This is a genomic window from Methylobacterium sp. NEAU K, from assembly GCF_030700285.1.
Taxonomy (GTDB): Bacteria; Pseudomonadota; Alphaproteobacteria; order Rhizobiales; family Beijerinckiaceae; genus Methylobacterium.
In genome coordinates this window covers 115,041-132,236 of record NZ_JAUYZJ010000004.1, presented here as the reverse complement: position 1 = coordinate 132,236, position 17,196 = coordinate 115,041, and the positions used below count along the sequence as shown (strand labels likewise).

General features: G+C 71.3%; 19 protein-coding genes. 12 read left to right on the top strand and 7 right to left on the bottom strand.

Going from position 1 to position 17,196, the window contains the following annotated elements; translation table 11 throughout:
* Positions 1–63 precede the first annotated feature (63 nt).
* From cobT to queC, 3 genes are all read left to right on the top strand, one after another.
* Positions 64–1,101 carry a nicotinate-nucleotide--dimethylbenzimidazole phosphoribosyltransferase gene (cobT, locus tag Q8W67_RS04985; protein WP_305541611.1) on the top strand — a complete coding sequence of 346 codons (1,038 nt, stop codon included), beginning with the start codon at positions 64–66 and terminating at the stop codon, positions 1,099–1,101.
* Between the two features lie 232 nt (positions 1,102–1,333).
* Positions 1,334–1,690 (top strand): 6-carboxytetrahydropterin synthase QueD, encoded by a 357-nt coding sequence (gene queD / locus Q8W67_RS04980; RefSeq protein ID WP_305541608.1) that lies wholly within the window; start codon positions 1,334–1,336, stop codon positions 1,688–1,690.
* On the top strand, positions 1,680–2,399 hold the full coding sequence (gene queC / locus Q8W67_RS04975; RefSeq protein ID WP_305541604.1) for a 7-cyano-7-deazaguanine synthase QueC: 720 nt from the start codon (positions 1,680–1,682) through the stop codon (positions 2,397–2,399). The genes queD and queC overlap by 11 nt, the downstream gene beginning before the upstream one ends.
* On the opposite strand, the gene Q8W67_RS04970 is transcribed toward queC, so the two are convergent.
* Positions 2,386–2,952, bottom strand: coding sequence for a TetR/AcrR family transcriptional regulator (locus Q8W67_RS04970; protein WP_305541601.1), 567 nt, complete (start codon positions 2,950–2,952; stop codon positions 2,386–2,388). The two genes, queC and Q8W67_RS04970, sit on opposite strands and share 14 nt — an antisense overlap.
* A gap of 129 nt (positions 2,953–3,081) precedes the next feature.
* Here Q8W67_RS04970 and Q8W67_RS04965 point away from each other — a divergent pair, with 129 nt between their 5' ends.
* The 4 genes from Q8W67_RS04965 to panB all read left to right on the top strand — a co-directional run bounded on the left by Q8W67_RS04965 (position 3,082) and on the right by panB (position 6,611).
* Positions 3,082–4,053, top strand: a complete 972-nt coding sequence (locus tag Q8W67_RS04965; protein ID WP_305541598.1) for a quinoprotein relay system zinc metallohydrolase 2 — start codon at positions 3,082–3,084, stop codon at positions 4,051–4,053.
* 44 nt (positions 4,054–4,097) lie between these two features.
* Positions 4,098–4,937: a quinoprotein dehydrogenase-associated SoxYZ-like carrier gene (locus Q8W67_RS04960; protein ID WP_305541858.1), complete on the top strand. Its 840-nt coding sequence runs from the start codon at positions 4,098–4,100 to the stop codon at positions 4,935–4,937.
* Positions 4,938–4,939: 2 nt separating this feature from the next.
* Entirely contained in the window at positions 4,940–5,536 is a 597-nt protein-coding gene (locus Q8W67_RS04955) for a rhodanese-like domain-containing protein (protein ID WP_305541594.1), read from the top strand.
* Positions 5,537–5,792: 256 nt separating this feature from the next.
* On the top strand, positions 5,793–6,611 hold the full coding sequence (panB, locus tag Q8W67_RS04950; RefSeq protein ID WP_305541592.1) for a 3-methyl-2-oxobutanoate hydroxymethyltransferase: 819 nt from the start codon (positions 5,793–5,795) through the stop codon (positions 6,609–6,611).
* 186 nt (positions 6,612–6,797) lie between these two features.
* On the opposite strand, the gene Q8W67_RS04945 is transcribed toward panB, so the two are convergent.
* Positions 6,798–7,793: a hypothetical protein gene (locus Q8W67_RS04945; RefSeq protein WP_305541589.1), complete on the bottom strand. Its 996-nt coding sequence runs from the start codon at positions 7,791–7,793 to the stop codon at positions 6,798–6,800.
* Between the two features lie 312 nt (positions 7,794–8,105).
* Here Q8W67_RS04945 and thiE point away from each other — a divergent pair, with 312 nt between their 5' ends.
* From thiE to Q8W67_RS04930, 3 genes are all read left to right on the top strand, one after another.
* The gene (gene thiE / locus Q8W67_RS04940; protein ID WP_305541586.1) at positions 8,106–8,816 is read left to right on the top strand and encodes a thiamine phosphate synthase; all 711 of its coding nucleotides are present in this window, start codon (positions 8,106–8,108) and stop codon (positions 8,814–8,816) included.
* Positions 8,813–9,628: a bifunctional hydroxymethylpyrimidine kinase/phosphomethylpyrimidine kinase gene (thiD, locus tag Q8W67_RS04935; RefSeq protein ID WP_305541582.1), complete on the top strand. Its 816-nt coding sequence runs from the start codon at positions 8,813–8,815 to the stop codon at positions 9,626–9,628. The genes thiE and thiD overlap by 4 nt, the downstream gene beginning before the upstream one ends.
* A 99-nt stretch (positions 9,629–9,727) precedes the next feature.
* The gene (locus Q8W67_RS04930) at positions 9,728–10,354 is read left to right on the top strand and encodes a helix-turn-helix domain-containing protein (protein WP_305541580.1); all 627 of its coding nucleotides are present in this window, start codon (positions 9,728–9,730) and stop codon (positions 10,352–10,354) included.
* Between the two features lie 18 nt (positions 10,355–10,372).
* Here Q8W67_RS04930 and Q8W67_RS04925 read toward each other — a convergent pair whose 3' ends face one another.
* From Q8W67_RS04925 to Q8W67_RS04905, 5 genes are all read right to left on the bottom strand, one after another.
* The gene (locus tag Q8W67_RS04925; RefSeq protein WP_305541577.1) at positions 10,373–10,954 is read right to left on the bottom strand and encodes an ABC-type transport auxiliary lipoprotein family protein; all 582 of its coding nucleotides are present in this window, start codon (positions 10,952–10,954) and stop codon (positions 10,373–10,375) included.
* A 121-nt stretch (positions 10,955–11,075) separates the two neighbouring features.
* The gene (locus Q8W67_RS04920; RefSeq protein WP_305541575.1) at positions 11,076–12,158 is read right to left on the bottom strand and encodes an MlaD family protein; all 1,083 of its coding nucleotides are present in this window, start codon (positions 12,156–12,158) and stop codon (positions 11,076–11,078) included.
* Positions 12,159–12,256: 98 nt separating this feature from the next.
* Positions 12,257–13,069 carry an ABC transporter ATP-binding protein gene (locus Q8W67_RS04915; RefSeq protein ID WP_305541572.1) on the bottom strand — a complete coding sequence of 271 codons (813 nt, stop codon included), beginning with the start codon at positions 13,067–13,069 and terminating at the stop codon, positions 12,257–12,259.
* A 10-nt stretch (positions 13,070–13,079) separates the two neighbouring features.
* The gene (locus Q8W67_RS04910) at positions 13,080–14,219 is read right to left on the bottom strand and encodes an MlaE family lipid ABC transporter permease subunit (RefSeq protein WP_305541854.1); all 1,140 of its coding nucleotides are present in this window, start codon (positions 14,217–14,219) and stop codon (positions 13,080–13,082) included.
* Positions 14,220–14,270: 51 nt separating this feature from the next.
* A complete protein-coding gene (locus Q8W67_RS04905; RefSeq protein WP_305541570.1) occupies positions 14,271–15,455 on the bottom strand; it encodes an MFS transporter in 1,185 nt (394 codons plus the stop codon).
* A gap of 231 nt (positions 15,456–15,686) precedes the next feature.
* Here Q8W67_RS04905 and Q8W67_RS04900 point away from each other — a divergent pair, with 231 nt between their 5' ends.
* Both Q8W67_RS04900 and Q8W67_RS04895 read left to right on the top strand, forming a co-directional pair.
* Entirely contained in the window at positions 15,687–16,619 is a 933-nt protein-coding gene (locus Q8W67_RS04900; RefSeq protein WP_305541567.1) for a hypothetical protein, read from the top strand.
* A 70-nt stretch (positions 16,620–16,689) separates the two neighbouring features.
* Entirely contained in the window at positions 16,690–17,130 is a 441-nt protein-coding gene (locus Q8W67_RS04895) for a DUF1489 family protein (protein ID WP_305541564.1), read from the top strand.
* Positions 17,131–17,196: the final 66 nt, after the last annotated feature.

The following is a 17,196-nucleotide window of genomic DNA, read 5'->3' as shown; positions in this document are numbered from 1 at the left end:
ATAGTCGCCCCGATACGACTCCGTCTCCCGGTCTCGGGGTGCCCACAGGAAATGATCGTCGCCATGACCGACTCCGCCCCGGCCAACCCGGGCCCGTTCGACGACATCCGCAACCTGCTTAAGGCGATGCCGGGTCCCGACCGGGACACGCAGGCCGCCGTGGCCGCCCGGGACGCGACCCTGACCAAGCCCGCGGGCTCCCTCGGACGGCTGGAGAGCCTCGTATCGTGGCTGGCGGCCTGGCAGGGCAAGGCCCCGCCGAGCCTCGATCGGCCGCTGGTCTGCGTCTTCGCCGGCAGCCACGGGATCACGCGCAAGGGCGTCTCGGCCTTCCCGGATGCGGTCAACCGGCAGATGCTCGACAACTTCGCGGCCGGCGGGGCGGCGATCAACCAGATCTGCGCGGCCTACGGACTCGGCTTCAAGGTCTTCGACCTCGCCCTCGACATGCCGACCGGCGACATCACCGAGGGCCCGGCGCTCGACGAGCGTGCCACTGTGGCGACCATGGCCTTCGGCATGGAGGCTGTGGCCGCCGGCACCGACTGTCTCGGCATCGGCGAGATGGGCATCGGCAACACCACGGTGGCGGCCGCCCTCTACGCCGCCCTGTTCGGCGGCGACCCCGCCCATTGGGTCGGACGCGGCACCGGCGTGGACCGGGACGGGCTGGCCCGGAAGGTCTCGGCCGTGGAGGCGGCGCTTGCCCACCATGCCGGACAGCTCGGCGACCCGCTCCAGGTGCTCGCCCGGCTCGGCGGCCGGGAGATCGCCGCGATGGCCGGGGCGATCCTGGCGGCGCGGCTGCAGCGCATCCCGGTGGTGCTCGACGGCTACGTGGCGACCGCAGCGGCGGCCGTGCTCCACGCCGTCGACCCGACCGCCCTGGACCATTGCCTGGCCGGCCACGTCTCTGCGGAGGGCGTCCACGCGGAGGTGCTGGAGCGGCTCGGCCTCGTGCCCCTGCTGGCGCTCGGCATGCGGCTTGGCGAGGCATCGGGCGCCGCCATGGCGATCGGCCTGCTCAAGGGTGCGCTCGCCTGCCACACCGGCATGGCGACCTTCGCGCAGGCGGGTGTCTCCGAGAAGAGCGTCGGGTAGGCGCGCGGGGCGCGATTCGATGCTATGATCCGTGCGAACCGATAACGGATCCGTCGATCCCGCATCCGCCCTCCAGATCACCTCATCCTGAGGTGGCGCAGCGAAGCGGAGCCCTCGAAGGAGGGCTCCAGAACTCGCGGCGGGCGCTGGAAGGCTCCTTCGAGGCCCGGCGATCTCCGATCGGCGGGCACCTCAGGATGAGGGTGCGGGTGGGATCGCTGCGACGAAACCGATGAACATCACCCAAGCCTTCACCTTCGAGGCGGCGCACCGGCTGCCGAACGTGCCCGCGACGCATCGCTGCCACCGGATGCATGGCCATTCCTACCGGGTCGAGCTGACGGTCGCCGGGCCGGTGGATCCCCACACGGGCTGGGTGATCGACTTCTACGACATCGAAAACATCTTCGGCCCGCTGCTGGCGCGGCTCGACCACCATTGCCTCAACGAGATCGAGGGCCTGGAGAACCCGACTGCCGAGAACATCGCGGCCTGGATCTGGCATCGCCTGCAGCCGGACCTGCCGGGGCTCGCTCGCGTGCGGGTGGCGGAGACGCCGATGTCCTGGGCCGAATACGATGGCGACTGAGGCCGCGATCCTGGGCGACGGCGCGGCGCTGGTGCTGTTCTCCGGCGGCCAGGATTCGGCCACCTGCCTCGCCTGGGCGCTGGACCGGTTCGACCATGTCGAGACCCTGGGCTTCGATTACGGCCAGCGCCACCGGGTCGAGCTCGACCGCCGGGCCGTCCTCCGGGACGGCATGGGCCGCATCGATCCCGCCTGGGTCGGGCGCCTCGGCGAGGACCATACGGTCGCGCTCGACGCCCTGGGAAAAATCTCCGAGACGGCGCTGACCCGGGAGTCCGCGATCGGCTTCGAGGCCTCGGGCCTGCCCAACACCTTCGTGCCCGGCCGCAACATCGTGTTCCTGACCTTCGCGGCGGCGCTCGCCTATCGCCGCGGCATCCGGCACGTGGTCGGCGGCATGTGCGAGACCGATTATTCCGGCTATCCCGATTGCCGGGACGACACGATCAAGGCTTTGCAGGTCGCGCTCAACCTCGGCATGGAGCGCCGGTTCGTGCTGCACACCCCGCTGATGTGGCTCGACAAGGCGCAGACCTGGAGCCTCGCAGAGGCGCTGGGCGGGCGGGACTTGGTCGACCTGATCGTCGAGGACAGCCACACCTGCTATCTCGGGGAACGCGGGGAGCGCCACTCCTGGGGCTACGGTTGCGGCACCTGTCCGGCCTGCAAATTGCGCGCGGAGGGCTTCGCACGCTTCACCGCGGCCTGAGTCCGTCGACCAGCACCGCCAGCGTTCCCTCGAACGCCGTGGGGCTCGCGAACAGGCGCTCCATCAGGAGCGCCCCCTCCAGGGTGGCGATGACGTAACGGGCGAGCGCCGCCGGATCCGGGCCCGCGCGCACGTTGCCGTCGGCCTGCCCCGCGCGCAGGACCGATTCCAGCCAGGCCAGGTGCCCCTCGAAGAACGCCGCGATATCCCCGCGCAGGCGTTCGGGAAGCGCCGCGCCCTCGATGGCCAATGCGGCGCAGAGGCAGCCGAGTCCCTGCTCGACCCCGCCGAGATAGAGCCGGCCATAGGCCGCTACCCGGCCCGGCCCGTCCGGCACCTCCGCGCGGATCGCCGCGAGGGCGGCGGCGTAGCGGGCCGCGTAGGCCGCCACCAAGGCGGCGCCGAGATCGACCTTGGTGGGGAAATGGTGGTGGATGCTCGCCTTGCGGATGCCCACCGCCTCGGCGAGATCGGCGTAGCTGAACCCGGCATAGCCGCGGCCCCGGACCAGGGTCTCGGCCTGACTCAGCAGCTCGGCGCGGGTGTCTCGCATCGCACGAAAATCGTCTCTTCGGGCTCGCGCGAACGTGTGACCGGCCGGCGCCCGTTCGTCTGTCTGCCACTTGACGGACCAAAGATCTACCTACTTAATGGTAGGCAACGAAAACAGGGAGGTTCCGGTATGACGGCATCCGCCGTCCGTCCAGGGGAATATGTCGCCCCGGGCCGGCCCCTGTCGCGGCGTCACGCCTTGTTCGCCGGCCTCTGTCTCTGCTGCCTGCCCACGCTGGGCCGCGCCGCCGACGCCTTCACGATGGATGAGGTCGGGCCCGGCATCTTCGTGCGCAAGGGCCTGATCGCCGACGCCACGCCCGACAACGCCGACGCCATCGCCAATATCGGCTTCCTGATCGGCCGCACCGGCGTGCTCGTCACCGAGTCCGGCGGCAGCCTGGCCGACGGGCAATGGCTGCGCGCAGAGATCGCCAAGCGCACGACCAAGCCGATCACCCACGTGGTCCTGAGCCACGTTCATCCGGACCACGTCTTCGGGGCCGGGGCGTTCGTGCAGGACAAGCCGGTCTTCATCGGCCACGCCAAGCTCGCCGAGGCCCTGGGGGCTCGGGGCGAGTTCTACCGCAAGCGCCTGGTCGACCTGCTCGGCGAGGATCGCACCGGGCCGGTGGTCTATCCGACGCTCAGCGTGGCCGACACCGCCGAGATCGACCTCGGCGACCGCCGCCTGACCGTCACGGCACACGGGCCGGCCCACACCACCTGCGACCTGTCGATGATCGAATCCGGCAGCGGATTACTGTTTCCCGCCGACCTGCTGTTCGTGAACCGCATCCCGTCGCTGGACGGCAGCCTGAGGGGCTGGCTCAAGGAGGCCGAGCGGCTGAAGGCCATGGGGGCGACCCGCGCGGTGCCGGGCCACGGGCCGGTCGCGGTCGATCTCGCCCCGGCGCTCGCCGACCTCACGGGCTACCTGATCGCCCTGCGCGATGGCACCCGGGCGGCGATCGCCAAGGATGTCCCGATCGAGAAGGCGGTGGCCAGCGTCGCCCAGGACCAGCGGGACAAGTGGGCGCTGTTCGACACCTATAACGGCCGCAACGTCACCGTGGCCTACCAGGAACTCGAGTGGGAATAGGTTTTCGAAACTCCATATCAGATCGAACCGGGAGAAACGCCATGATGACCAGGACAGACCGCAAGGCAGCCCCCACGTTCGCCCTCGCCCTCGCCCTCGCGACGGCCGCCCTGTCCGGGTCCGTCGCCGGAGCCGCGCGGGCCGCCGGCGCCTCCGACTCCGACCAGGAGCGGGCTGCCCGCTGGCAGGAGATCGCCAAGTCGATCTTCGGCGACCGCCGCATCGAGACCACCGACAGCCTGGTGAAGATCGACGCGCCGGGCCGCGCACTGGACGCCGCCCTGGTGCCGATCACCCTGACCATGCCGGATGACGGGCGGATCAAGGCGGTGTCGCTGATCATCGACGACAACCCGGCCCCCTATGCGGCGAAGTTCGAGTTCGGCCCGGCCGCCGACCCGGCGGAGCTGAAGCTGCGCGTGCGGGTCAACAACTACACCGACATGCACGCCGTGGTGGAGACCCAGGACGGCAAGCTCTACGAGGCCAAGCAGTTCGTGAAGGCGTCGGGCGGCTGCTCCGCCCCGATGGGCATGAGCGACGAGGAGGCCATGAAGGGCATGGGCGACATGCGCATGAAGTTCGCCGACTCCCAGCCCGGCAAGCCCGTCGAGGCGACGCTGATGATCCGCCACCCGAACTTCTCGGGCATGCAGATGAACCAGGTCACCCGCGACTACACGCCGGCCCGCTACATCGACAAGCTGACCGTGTCGGCGGGCGACCGGACCGTGTTCACCATGACGGGCGACATCTCGATCGCCTCGAACCCGGTGATCAACTTCGCGTTCAAGCCCGACGGCAAGCCGATCCGGGTTTCGGCGAGCGACAATGCCGGGGGGAGCTGGCAGCACAGCTTCAACCCGCCGAGCCCGACGAACTGAGCATGCGACGCGCGTCCCTGATCGGCCGGCTCGCGGCGGCGCTGGCCGCCGCCACTTGCCTCGCCGCCGCGCCGGCCGATTCCCCCGTGAACGTGCCGGAGCCCGAGGGGCTCTATGCCGGGCCGCCGAAGGGCTACACGCCGGCGACCCTGAAGGGTGCCGCGGTGATCGATGCCGAGGCGCTGGCCGCCCTGGTCGCGGGGCCGGACAAGCCGGTGCTGATCGACGTGGCCGCACCCGACCGCAAGCCGTCGAACTTCCCCGCCGGCCGCCTCTGGCTGCCGGTGCATCCCTCGATCCCCGGGGCGGTCTGGATGCCGGAGGCCGGGGCCGAGCCGCTGGCCCCGGAGCGCGAGGCCCTGTTCTACGCCCGTGTGGCCCAGCTGACCGGCGGCGACACGGGCAGGCCGGTCGTCGTGTTCTGCCATGTGGAGTGCTGGGGCAGCTGGAACGCCGGCAAGCGGCTCGTGCGGAAGGGGTATACCGGCGTGCGCTGGTTCCCCGAGGGCGTCGAGGGCTGGCAGGACAAGCGCGAGACTGCGAACCTGCGCGAGGATCCAGCCTGGAAGGTGGGAGCCGATCCGCAGACGGGGCGCTGACCCGCGGGTCTGGGCGTTGTAAGAGAGGGCTCAAGAGGCGGGACGTGCCGCCTTCTCCTGTGCGGGACAGCGGAGTCTCACGCCGTCGACGGATAGGCACAGCGGCCGAACACGCGCGTCTCCGTCCGGCCTCTCGGGGGAGGAAACGGCGTGGTGGCTTCAGACGCTCGCTGCCGAACCCGGTGTGTGAATCCGGTGGCTCGAACGGGAGAGTGACCCCGCGCCCGACCCCGATGAGCCGAAAGAGGACTGAAGCATGTCGCAGGTCGTTCAGTCGCGCCGGCTGAGGGCGGTGGATATCGGCAAGCGCAAGGCCGAGGGGCGCAAGATCATCGCGCTCACCGCCTACCATGCCCACACCGCCGGCATCGTCGATCCCTATTGCGACTTCATCCTCGTGGGCGACTCGCTGGGCATGGTGATGCACGGGATGGAATCGACCATTCCCGTGACCCTGGAGATGATGATCCTGCAGGCCCAGGCGGTGATCCGCGGCACCGAGAAGGCGCTGGTGGTGGTCGACATGCCGTTCGGCTCCTACGAGGCAAGCCGGGAGCAGGCCTTTCTCAGCGCCTCCCGGGTCCTCAAGGAGACCGGCGCCGGCGCGATCAAGATGGAGGGGGGTGCCCACTTCGCCGAGACGGTGGCGTTCCTGGTCCAGCGCGGCGTGCCGGTGATGGGCCATATCGGCCTCACCCCCCAGGCGGTGAACACGATGGGCGGCTTCAAGGTGCAGGGCCGAGCGCCGGATGACGAGCGCCGCCTCCTGGAGGATGCCCGCGCGATCTCCGAGGCGGGGGCCTTCGCGATCGTGCTGGAGGGCATCGTCGAGCCGGTGGCCCGGGCCATCGCGACCTCGCCGCGGGTCACCGCCGCCACCATCGGCATCGGCGCCTCGGCGGTGTGCGACGGGCAGATCCTGGTGCTGGAGGACATGCTCGGCCTCTCCGAGCGCACGCCGAAATTCGTCCGGCAGTTCGGGTCGCTGCGGGCGCATATCGAGGAGGCCGTGAAGGCCTACGCGGACGAGGTGCGGGCCGGGCGGTTCCCTGCTGAGGATCATACGTATGGTTAGGGGCGGCCGGGCGACGCTCGTATTCGATCCGCCGTCGTCGACGCGGATCGGTGCGTAAGCCGGGGCCTGCTACAGGTCGCAAAGCGGCTGCGGCAGACGGTCCGAAACCCGCCCATAGCAGCCGTGGCACCGTCGAGCTGCCGATCGGCACTTTAGAAGCCGCTCCCGATCCTCAACCGCTCCGCATCACCCCACCCGCCGCGACGGCAGCCGCAGCCCCGGCGCCGGGCGCTCCAGCAAAACCTCCCGCCGGAAGCGCACCAAGCGCGCCGGGCGGCCGGCGGTGCCGCTGGTGATCGCCTCCGTCTCCTCCACCAGCCCCTGCTGGGCCACGAGCCGTCGAAAATTCTGCTTGTGCAGCTGCGTGCCCGACAGCGCCTCGACGGTGCGCTGGAGCTGGAGCAGGGTGAAGGCCGGCGGCATCAGCTCGAACACCACCGGGCGGTACTTGATCTTGCCGCGCAGCCGCCCGATCGCGGTCGCCAGCACCCGGCGGTGGTCGAAGGCCATGGGCACGCCGGCCGGGTCGTTCGGCACCGCCGGACCGGCATTGCCCCGGGCCTCGGGGATCAGGCCGGCCTCGAACAGCAATTCGTAGCGCTCCAGCACGCGTTCCTCGTTCCAGGTGCCGCCGTTCATCCCGAAGGTGAGGCCGAGACGGTCGAGGCGGCGGGTCCGGGTGGCGCAATCCGCGGGCTCGGCCGCCCAGGCCGCGAGCCGCGGCTCGATGGCGTCGAGCTGGGGCGGCCGGCCCTGCCGGAAATCCTCGTAGGGCAGGTAGCGGTACCAGTTCTGCCACGCGGCCTCGGCGAGGCCGGCCGGGCGCTCCTCGCGGACCAGGGCGAGATAGGCCACCGAGAGCGAGTGCACGCCCGACATGTCCGAACTCCCGGAGCGGTCGCGGTCGCCGAAGGTGTAGAGCTGCTCGACGTAGCCGAGGCGCTGGTGCGTCTGCCGCTCAACCCAGGCGCGCAGGCCGCGCTCCAGGGTGGCGTGCTCGGGCACGAGGGGCCCCGCCGGCAGGCCGTCGCCGCGGCCCGGCGCCTGGTCCGGGACCCGAATCGTCAGGGCGCGCGGCTCTCCCTTGGTCGCCGCGACGATCACCGCGACGAGGCCCACGGAGGAGCGCTCCGGCAGGGCCTGCGCCCCGCGCGCACCCGTCTGCGCCTCGCCGACCGTCATCGTCCCTCGAAAACCTCTCCCGCCGGGGGCGGGGTCCCAAAGCGGATCACGGCCTATAGGGGCACAGGATCGCCGCGCGTCAACGCGGCGGTGTGATCCGGCTTCCGGTTGAGGGGGCTCGCCGTCTTCTCGAGCGGAGCGCGGCGACCCAGCACGGGCGGCCGGGCGTTTCGACCCGCAGCCGCGTGACAGGCGCGGCCCGGGGGGGCGGCCGGTAATGCGGCGCGCTTGCCAACGAAGCCGCGGCTGCCCAAACAGGGCCGCCCGAGATGGGCCGGCACGGGGCCGGCCGGGGCGGATCAGGCGACCACGATGGCAGCGAGCGCGAACTCCGCGACGGCCGGGACCCGGGCGGTCGACCTGCGGCTCTACGGCCTCCTCGATGTCGGGATCTGCGGCGCGGACGGGGAGCATCTGGCACGGCTCGCCGCCGACGCGGTGACCGGGGGCGCCACCCTGCTCCAGTACCGCGAGAAGGACATCCCGGATGCCCGCGCCGCCCTCGTCCGGATCCGGGCGATCCAGGCCGCCGTGGGCGGCCGGGTGCCGGTGCTGGTCAACGACCGGGTCGATCTCGCCCTGGCGGCGGGCGCGGATGGCGTGCATCTCGGCCAGAGCGATCTTCACCCGGCCGATGCGCGTCGGCTTCTGGGGGAGGGCGCGATCATCGGCCTGACCGTGAAGACTGCCGCCCAGGCGGACGAACTGTACCGGCTCCCGATCGACTATGCCTGCATCGGCGGGGTGTTCGCCACCACCAGCAAGGACAATCCCGACCCGCCGGTCGGCCTCGACGGTTTCGCCCGCATCGCCTTCAGGGCCCGGCTCGCTCGGGGTGCGGACCTACCGCTCGGCGCCATCGCGGGCATCGGCCTGCACAACGCTGCCGAGGTGATCGCCGCGGGGGCGGACGGCGTGGCGGTGATCACCGCGCTGTTCGGCGCGGAGCCGGTGCGGCAGCGCGCCCGCGAGCTGCGCGCCGGAATCGACGCCGCCCTGGCGGCGCGGGCGGGCACCCGGTGAGTGCCCGCAGCCCGATCGCCGTGACGATCGCCGGCTCGGATTCCGGTGGCGGCGCCGGCGTCCAGGCCGACCTCAAGACCTTCTCGGCGCTCGGCATCTACGGCGCCAGCGTGATCACGGCGCTCACCGCCCAGAACACCCTCGGGGTCCAGGCCATTCACGACGTGCCGGCGGAGTTCGTGGCCCGGCAGATCGACAGCGTCTTCTCCGACCTGGCGGTCGACGCCGTGAAGATCGGCATGCTGTCCCGGGCCGCGGTGATCGCCGCGGTGGCGGACGGACTGTCGCGGCATGCCGGGACGATCCCGGTGGTCCTCGACCCCGTGATGGTCGCCACCAGCGGTGACCGGCTGATCTCGGACGACGCCGTGGCCACGCTCCGGGACCGGCTTCTGCCGCGCGCCGACCTGATCACCCCCAACCTGCCGGAGGCCGCCGTGCTGCTCGGGGAGGGTCTGGCCGCGGATGACGCGGAGGCCGAGGCCCAGGCCCGGCGGCTCGTGGCGCTCGGCGCCCGCGCCGTGCTGATCAAGGGCGGCCATGGGATCGGTGCCGAGAGCGTCGACCACCTCGTGACGGCCGACGGCGTGGCGCGGACCTTCTCCGCCCCGCGGATCGCCACTCAAAATACCCACGGCACCGGCTGCACCCTCTCGGCTGCGATCGCGGCGGGACTCGCGATGCACCGGCCGCTGCCCGAGGCGGTTGCCTCCGCCAAGGCCTACCTCACGGCGGCGCTCGGGGCGGCGGATCGGCTCGCGATCGGCGCGGGCCACGGCCCGGTCCACCACTTCCACGCCGTCTGGCGCTAGGCTCTGGGGCGGGCGTCCGTCTTGCGTCCGGGCGGCGATTGCGTTTGAAGAAGCGCACGTTCGTTCGGATAACGGAACGGCGTCAGTGGATCTGGGACGATGCAGGATCAGGCGGAACGGGCCGAACGGGGTCGCGGGCGCGACCTGCTGACCGGAGCGCAGGTGCTCTCCGGCCAGCTCGGCAAGACCATCCAGCGCTTGCGCAAGGCCTACAATCTGTCGCTCTCGGAACTCGCCGAGCAGTCGGGCGTGGCCAAGTCGATCATCAGCCAGATCGAGCGCAACGAGACCAACCCGACGCTCGCCACGATCTGGCGGCTCTCCCAGGCGCTGGACGTGTCGATCGAGCGGGTCCTGGCGGCGGGCGACGAGGAGCCGTTCATCGAGAAGACCTCCCGGGCGGACACGCCGATCCTGGTCTCGGATGACGGCAAGGTGCGGCTGGCGATCATCGGCTGGGTCAAGACGATCGAGTGGCTGCAATGGTACGAGGTCACGGCCGATCTCGGCGGCGTGCTCGACTCGGACCCGCACCAGCGCGGCTCGGTGGAATCGCTCTCGGTCTCGGAAGGGGCGTTCGAGGTCGAGATCGGCGGCAGCGTGCAGCGGGCCCGGGCCGGCGAGACCCTGCGCTACCGCTGCGACCGGCCCCACTTGGTGCGCTGCACCGAAGGCCCGGCCCGGGCCACCATGGTGGTGATCATGAAGGCTGCCGTGATGGAGTGAGGCTGCGGGGGCCGGAGGTCACCGTCCCGTGTTCACCCAGCGCACCGCGTCGGCCAGCACGGTGATCAGCGCCTGATCGAGGGCCCTGGCACCGTTGCCGGCGTCGATCTTGGCCACCGGCACGCGGGCCGTGAAGATCCGGGCGGCCACCACCTTGCCGGTGCCGTCGGCCACGAGCTTCATCGAGAGGTCGACCACCGCCTCGCCGGTCCCCGCCTGGAGGTCGAAGGCACGGATCTCACTGATCAGCTGGTAGTCGGCCATGACCTTGTCGCCGGGTCGGCTGACCGAGCGGAGCCGCCCGGAATTCTCCAGACTCTGGATCAGCCGCGTCTGGATCAGCCGCGGCAGCCGGTCGGCCCACTGGCCGCCGCCCAGGAAGGAGAGGGCGCCCCCGGGCTCGCGCACGATGATCCGGTCAGCCTCGAACGGCTGGATGCCCACCGGCTCCGAGACCGCGATCGAGCGGCCCGCGGTCACCGGTCGCCCGGCTGGGGGGAGCGCCGCGAGATCGAAGGTGAGGGGTGTGGCGCCACCGCCGCAGCCGCCGAGAACGGCGGCGAGCAGCGTGGCGGCTACGAGGTGGGACGAACGGGCCATACGCACAACCTGAGGAGCCCCGCCGACGGGCGGCGGAGCTGTAAAAGCTATGCAGCAGAAACTATGCCTCGCCCGTATCCGTGCCGTGCGCCGGGACACATCGGCCCGGCGGGCGGCGATTTCAGCGGCTGCCGTTGTATTCGGGCAACGACGGCTTGCCGCCGAAAATCACCTGGCTCGGGTCGCGCTCCAGGCTGCGCACGGTGCGATTCAGGGTGTTGAGGGTCCGCTGCCCGTCGCCCGACAGGGCCTCCACCTCACGGCGGCCGGTGCCGCTGAGGCGGCCGAAATTGGCCGAGATGCTGGCGGTGCGCTTGTCGAGATTCTCCGACATGGTGCGGAAGGCCTTGCCGGCGTCGCGCACCGAGACCGCCGCCGCGCGGATCTCCGTGAAGGTGCTGGAGCCCTCCTGACCGGAGGCGGAGCCCAGGAAGCCCTCGGCGCCGTTGAGTACAGCATCGATCTTGTCGGCCGAGGCGTTGAGCTTGGCCGCCAGCGAGCGGGCATCGTGCAGGCCGGCCTCGATGTCGGGGCTGGCGTGGGACAGGGCCGCCGAGAAACGGTCGGCGTTGTCGATCACGCGCCCGAGCTTCGCCCCGTCCACAGCCTTGACCAGGGTCGCGATGTTCGGGCCGGCATCGGCCAGGGTCTTCGAGAAGGTCTCGACATTGGCGAGCGCGCGATTGATCGCGCCCTCGTTGCCGGAGACGAGCCGGTCGAGACGGGCCATCATGTCGTCGGCCCGCTGTGCCACCTGGCGCGCCAGCGCCATCATGTCCTGCATGTCGGAGGAATCGGCGAAGATCGTCGGCGGCTCGCCGTTGGCCATCGGGACGAGCACGGGCGCGTCGGCGTTGCCGCCCGACAGGGAGATCACCGACACGCCGGTGAGCATCGCCGAATCGAGCCGGGCGCGGGTGTCGGCCCGGAGCGGCGTCGAGGGATCGACCTTGATCTGGGCGAGCACCCGGCGCGGGTCCTGCGGGGCGAGGCGGATATCGGTGACCTCGCCGACCTTGATGCCGTTGAAGTTCACGCTCGAACCGCGCGAGAGCCCCCCGACGGAGCCGGAGAACACGATGCGGATGGTCTGGCTTACCTGCCGCGACGAGCCGCCGGAGAGCCACAGCACGGTGCCGAAGCCCGCCAGGATCACGGCGAGGGTGAAGGCCCCGATGAGGGCGTAGTTCGCGCGGGTTTCCATGCGGTCAGCCTGCGGTTCCGCTCGGCGGACGGGGTCCGGCCGAGCCTCGGGTCCCCGCTCCCGGGCGGGAGGGAGATGGGATCAGAAAGGTGAAACGGTCAGGCATGCGCCGGCACGCCCGTCGTCATGGCGCGGGCCCGCTTGCCGTGGAAATACGAGCGCAGCCAGGGATGGTCGCTCGCCAGCATCTCGTCGATCGTGCCGGCGGCGATGATCTGGCCGTCGCCCAAAGCCGCGATGCGGTCGCAGGCGGTATAGAGGCTGTCGAGGTCGTGGGTGACCATGAAGACGGTCAGGCCCAGCGTCTCCTTGAGCGTCGAGACGAGGTCGTCGAACTCGCCCGCGCCAATCGGGTCGAGGCCCGAGGTCGGCTCGTCCAGGAACAGGATCTCGGGATCGAGCGCCAGCGAGCGGGCGAGCGCCGCGCGCTTGATCATGCCGCCGGACAGTTCCGAGGGCAGCTTGTCGGCCGCATCCGGCTTGAGCCCGACCATCTCGATCTTGAGCCGGGCGAACTCGTCGAGCAGGCGCTCGGACAGGTTCAGGTGCTCGCGCATCGGCACCTGGATGTTCTGCTTGACGGTGAGGGCCGAGAACAGGGCGCCCTGCTGGAACAGCACGCCCCAGCGCTGCTCCATCCGACGCCGCTCGGCGTAGGTCATGCCGTCCACGTCGCGGCCGAACACCTCGATCGTGCCGGCCCGCTTCGGGTTGAGGCCGAGGATCGTCCGGGTCAGCACCGACTTGCCCTGGCCGGACGGCCCGACGAAACCCAGGATCTCGCCGGGCCTGATGTCGAGGCTTAGACCCTTCAGGATGTTCCGGTCGCGGAATCCGACCACGAGATCGCGCACGCGGATGATGGGTGCTGGGCCCGCGGGGGCGGTCTCGGGAAGTGCGGGGTCGATCATCAGGACGGGCTCAGAAGTCGATCGCAGCGAAGAACACCGCGAACAATCCATCGAGGACGATGACCATGAAGATGGACTTCACGACTGAGGCGGTGACGTGGCGGCCCAGCGATTCGGCAGAGCCCTCGACGGCGAAGCCCTCGATGGTGGCGAGGATTCCGATGATGAGCGCCATGAACGGCGCCTTGATGAGACCCACCATGACGTGGTGCACGCCCACCGCCGCCTGGAGCCGGGCCAGGAACTGATCGAGGGTCAGCCCGCCGTAGAGCATCGCGGTGAGACCGCCGCCGGTGAGCGCGGCCAAGTCGCCGATCAGCGTGAGCATCGGCAGGCCGACCATCAGGGCGAGCACCCGCGGCACGATCAGAATCTCGACCGGGTCGAGGCCCATGACCCGCAGGGCATCGACCTCCTCGCGCATGCGCATCGAGCCGATCTCGGCGGTGATCGCCGAGCCGGACCGGCCGGCGACCATGATGGAGGTGAGCAGCACGCCCATCTCGCGCAGGATCAGGAGCCCGATCAGGTTCACCACGAAGGTCTGGGCGCCGAAGCGCTGGAGCTGGAAGATGCCCTGTTGCGCGACGATTCCGCCGACCAGGAACGAGATCAGCACGATGATCGGCGTGCCGTTGAACGCCACCTGCTGGATCTGGTTGACGAGGGCGGTGCCCCGGAAGGTACCCGGCCGCAGGGCGACGCGCCCGCACGCGGCGATCACCTCGCCCAGGAAGGCGAGGGCGATGACGCATTCCTGGCTCCCGCGCACCATCTGGCGGCCGACCCCATCGAGGAAGCCGACGACGGGACCGTGCCGAGGCGCCGCCGCCGTTTCGGGCTCGCGCAGGCGGACCTCGCCCAGCAGGGTGCGGTGCTCCGGTCGCGCCCCGAGATACGTGAGGGTGCTTCCCGCCTGCTCGACCTCGGCGCGGGTCCGCTCCAGCACCCAGGCGCCCAGCGTATCGAGGCGCTCGATCCCCGACAGATCGACCGCCACGGGACCGGCAAGCCCGGCCGCCGCGATGCGCGCGGCGGCGGCTTCCACGGTCGGCGCCTGATCGGCCGTCCAGCGCCCGTCGAGCGCCAGCCGACCGTCGGCCGACCGGTCCCGCAGCGATGCGCCGGCGGCGATGCCCTCGCTCAGCAAGACCCTCACTCCTCGATCGAGGCACCACCCTGAGGTGCGGTTATGTCGACATTACGGTTGACGATCCGTGTCCAACGTCACCCCGCGGAAGAGGCCGGTGCGCCCGGAGGCCAGCGCCAGCCCCAGGCCGCAGGCGGCGAGCGGCGCCATCAGCAGGAAGGCGAGGGGGCCGCCGGCCTGGTAGGCCAGTCCGCTGACCAGGGTCGCCACCACGGAGATGCCCGCGTTGACCGCACTGAGCGTCCCCTGCGCCCGGCCCCGGGCGCCCTCGGGGGCGAAGGCCGAGACCGCCGCCATGGCGCCGAGCTGCGTCGCCCCGAAGGTCAGGCCGTGCAGACACTGAAGCGGCACCAGGGCGGCGAGGCGGTCGCCGAGGACGTACAAGCCGACCGCACGCAGGATCGCCGCGCCGGCGCCCATCGCGAGGAGCCGCACCGGGCTGCGCCAGGACGCGGGCAGGGCGGAGACGCCGGCAAACAGCACGATCTCGGCGAGCACGCCGGTGGCCCAGAGCGATCCGACCCAGGCCGCCGAGATACCGTGGCTCGTCCAGTAGATGCTGCCGAAACCGTAGATGGCACCGTGGCTCGCCTGGATCGCGGCCGCCGCGCCGATGCACAGCCACAGCGTCAGAGGCAGCCGTGGCCGCACAGCGCCCGCCGCCATCTGCGGCGGGGTCGCCACCGCGCGGCTGCGCCAGGCCACGAGGCCCGCCGCCAGGGCGAGGCCGGTGAGCAGCAGCGGCACGGCGAGCCGCCCGCCCAGGGCCGAGAGCAGGAGGCCGCCCGCCAGGTTGGCGAGCAGGAAGGCGATCGAGCCTGCCATCCGGATGCGCGCATAGGCGAGCCGGGCGTCGCGGCGGACGGCCGCCAGGGTGAGGTAGTCGATGCACGGGACCAGCGGCGCGCCGGCGACCGCGTTGAGCACCACGAGCACGGCGAGCCAGGGCCAGCCGATCCCCGCGGCGCCGGGCATCAGCGCGTAGGTCAGGCTGAGGGCGAGGCTGCCGAGCAGGATCAGGCGACGCGGGCCGAGGCCGCGGTCCAGCAGGCTCATCAGGGGCGCCGTCGCGGCGATCCGCGTGGCGATCGGCAGCGCCAGCAGCACGCCGATCACCCCGGCTTCGAGGCCGAGGGCGTCGAGCCAGACCGGCATGAACGGCATCGCAATGCCGATCTCGGTGAAGACGACGGCGTAGAGCAGCGACAGGCGCGCCGGGCCGGAGGGGCGGTGCAAGGACGGAGGTTTCCGGGAGGGGCGGCGGAGCGGATTCGGGGGCGTCCGGAGCGCGGGGCCTGGACGCCGTAAGCGCCCGTTAAACCGTCCCTGTCAAATTGACTGCGTCCGGGTCGCGCCGCGTGCCGGCCGTCGCCGCGCCGGCCATCGGCGTTGGGAAGAGTCTCGATGTAGGGTTCAGCCTCCCTGAGCGCGAACGCCTCGGCCGAATACGAGGCGATCGAGGCGACGATGTGCGCCAGCGAACGCGGTCGCTGGTTCCTGGCCGAATATGCCCGCCGCAACCGGGCCGCCGACACTGAGATGCTGCTCGGGGCGATCGCGCGGCTCGAGAACACGATGACCGCCGACCGGAGCGCGGGTGCGTTCGGGCACCTGCGCGGGAACCTCGTCGAGATGGCCGAGGCGATCAGCCGGACCAAGGACGAGATCGCGGCGATCAACGCTCCGGACAACGAGCAGACCAGGCTCTCCCAGGCCTCGCTCGCCCTCGACGCCATCGTGCGGGAGACCGAGCAGGCGACATCGGACATCCTCGGCTCGGCCGAGGCCATCCAGGAGGCGGCCTGGACCCTGCGCGAGCGGGGTTGCGACGCGGCGACCTGCGATACCCTCGACCGGCACGCGACGGCGATCTACACCGCCTGCTCGTTCCAGGATCTCACCGCCCAGCGCACCGCCCGGATCGTCTACACCCTGCGCTACCTGGAGGATCGCCTCTCGGCGATGATCGCGATCTGGGGCAGCGAAGCCGAGCGGATCCCGCCCATGCCGGGCGAGCGGGCAGCCGGCACGCGCCGGGATGCCCCGCCCTTCGATCTCTGCCAGAGCGACATCGACCGCTACATCGCCATGGAGGTTCCGGCCGTCACGGCGGCGGCCCTCGTCGCCCGCCCCGGCAGCCCGGCGCTGCACGAGGACATCATGTTCCTGCCCGCCTCGGACGGGGAGGGGTGTGAGACGGTCGCGGAAGCCGACGCGTCCGAGGCGGTCGCTTCGGCGGACGATCTGCCCGCGGACGACGCGGCCGCGGATGACTGGGCCGGCCTCGTCGCCGCCGTCGCCGAACGCGCCCGGACGCCGGGGGAGCCGGAGAGGCCTATCCTGGGCTTCGCCGAGATCGATGCGCTGCCGCCGGAGCGGCGGCTCGCCCTGTTCGCCTGACCGCGCGCACGGTCCCGGACCCTGCTATCAGGGGCGCCCGCCCCCCGAGGGCCTCCAGACAAGCGCTTCCGTGGCCCTGCACCTGATCAAGCTCTGTGTCGGCCCCGCCTCCATCGCCGATCTCGAAGTGCGGCAGGAGCGGTTCCGGACCGAGGCGCTCCGTGACGGCCGGCCGGCCGACCCGTTCCACGTCACGCGCACGCTGCCCAAGCGCCATCGCGAGATCGCGGGCCGCGGCTCGATCTACTGGGTGATCCGCGGGACGCTGTCCTGCCGGCAGGCGATCACGGCGATCGAGCCGCTGACGGGCGAGGACGGCATCCCGCGCTGCCGGCTGGTGTTCGACCCGCGTCTCGTTCCGGTGACGCCCCGGCCCTGCCGCCCGTTCCAGGGCTGGCGCTACCTCACGGCCCGGGACGCGCCGGGCGACCTCGGGGCCGGGGAGTCCGGAGACCTCGCCGAGATGCCCGAGGCCCTACGCCGCGAACTCGCCGGCCTGGGCCTGCTGTGACGTTCCGTCCCCGCACCGAGGGCAGTGCCGTCCTCGCCCGTTCGTCCTGACCAGAACCCGCCGACG